Here is a 1,885-nt window from a genome sequence, read left to right on the forward strand (position 1 = left end):
CCACCCCAGCTGACGAGATCTACGTCATCCGCCACGACGCCGACCACCAAACCCACATACAGTTCGGCGACGGCGAGCTCGGCAAGCGGCTCCCGAGCGGCTCCAACAACATCGTCGCCACCTACCGTTTCGGCACCGGCGGCAACGTCGAGGCCAACACGATCACCAAGCTGGTCCGCCCGATCGCCGGCGTGACCAAGGTCTCCAACCCCATCGCAGCCAGCGGCGGCGAAGACCCGCCCACCGAAGAGCAAGCCCGCGAGCAGGCAATTCAGAGCCTGCGCGTGCTCGGCCGCCTCGTCTCGCTCGCCGACTTCGAGGTCGAGGCGACCCACTACGGCGGCGTGGTCAAGGCGAAGGCACGATGGGAATGGGACGAAACGGTGAAGACGCGGTCGGCCGGAGCGGGGGACCGTGGTGGTTCGTGTGCGGGAGGTGGTTTGATGCTAGGGCTCGCCGCAGCAGCAGCGGTAGTGATTGGTCTCGGCAATGTTCGGAAATGTGCATGGACCCCCTACATGGGAGCCTTGGAAGTTCGCACAGTCGCTGCCAAAGGCGTACCACACGAACGTTGTCTGACCGTAGCACCCGTCGCTCACACAGATTTTCCCTTCGCCCATACATACCTCGTCGCAGCTTGCCGGCGGATCTTCGGAGGTCACGCATTCGCTCAGTGTCGGAGCGCACTCTCCCTCGATACAACCGCCGACATTGTCTTTGATGTCGCAGACGTGACCGCACATTCCGCAATTTGCAGCATCGGTGGCCGTGTCGACGCAAATTCCACCGCAAAGCATCTGGCCTGCGGGGCAGCTGTCCCCGTCGCCATCGCCGGGGTCGCCATCGCCGGGGTCCCCGTCGCCGGGGTCCCCGTCGCCGGGGTCGCCGTCGCCGGGATCCCCGTCGCCGGGATCCCCGTCGCCGGGGTCGCCATCGCCGGGATCCCCGTCGCCGTCACCCGACGACGTCATCTGCCCAGGTTCCACGCAGATGTTGTCCTCGCAGACGAGCGCCCCCAGGCACAGACTCGAGTTGCACTCACAATCGAGCTCCCCCGCAACACAGCCAGCGTCGGTACCCGAGGCCCCGTCCGAATTGCAGCTTGAGACCAAGAACCCAAGTAATGCCGCAACCAGGAGCCGAGCGGATGTCTTGCAGTGCATCAACGGACGCTACCACGAGGCCCTTTAGGGCACAACCACGAGTCTTCCCATGCTAGATTTTCCGGTGATATTCAATACAGTCAGGGGTTCCTTGGACGACGGTGGGAGGCGTGACTCAGCGCATCCTCTGAGCGAGTGTGGGGTGGGTGTTGCTGCGAGCATCGAGGTCCTGGCGGCTCATCCCTCCGGCCACCCGGACAGCTTGAGTGCTCAGCTGGGTACTCAAAGCAGTGTCTTTGAAGGTCAGCTAGTGCCATCTCGCGGGGCAGCGTGGAACGCTGCGGAGATTGTCGGCAATGACTTCGGTATCGTATTGGCGAGTTCGAGCATAATTCCTGGCTACCGAGCGTATGTGCAAAATCTACAGGGGGCGAATGCCATTGGGTTCGAGGAGGTCGACGACAACGGTACAGGGTATGGCGTCGGCCAGGCCGTCGTTGTGCTGGCGGAAGGTGCGGGCGTGGAGCCGCTTGAAATACAGGTTATGTATTCTGTGGCCGGCAGGGGCCGTCTCCAGGCAGACGCGGCATATTCGTACGATGGAGAGGAAGACGGGGCAAAGATCTACCTTGATGGGTTGTACCCGAACATTGCCCCTGCGGATGTCGTCATCTTCGAAATCGGCGAAGTAATTATGCCTGTGGATGTAATTGCGTCAGACATCGTGGAGCGGATCCCAACCCTCACGGTCACCCGTGACGACATCCTCGACGGCGCCCACC

The 1,885-nt window shown here is 62.5% G+C and carries 2 protein-coding genes; both read left to right on the plus strand.

What is annotated here, in order from left to right; all coding sequences use genetic code 11:
• Nucleotides 1-1,106: baseplate J/gp47 family protein (locus tag DB30_RS42105; protein ID WP_205633213.1), on the plus strand; the 1,106-nt coding region annotated here is incomplete at its 5' end.
• 106 nt (nt 1,107-1,212) lie between these two features.
• Nucleotides 1,213-1,885, plus strand: a 673-nt coding sequence (locus tag DB30_RS40715) for a hypothetical protein (RefSeq protein ID WP_146662945.1), incomplete at its 3' end; no start/stop codon positions are given.

This window comes from Enhygromyxa salina (assembly GCF_000737335.2).
In the GTDB taxonomy this organism is placed as follows: Bacteria; Myxococcota_A; Polyangia; order Nannocystales; family Nannocystaceae; genus Plesiocystis; species Plesiocystis salina_C.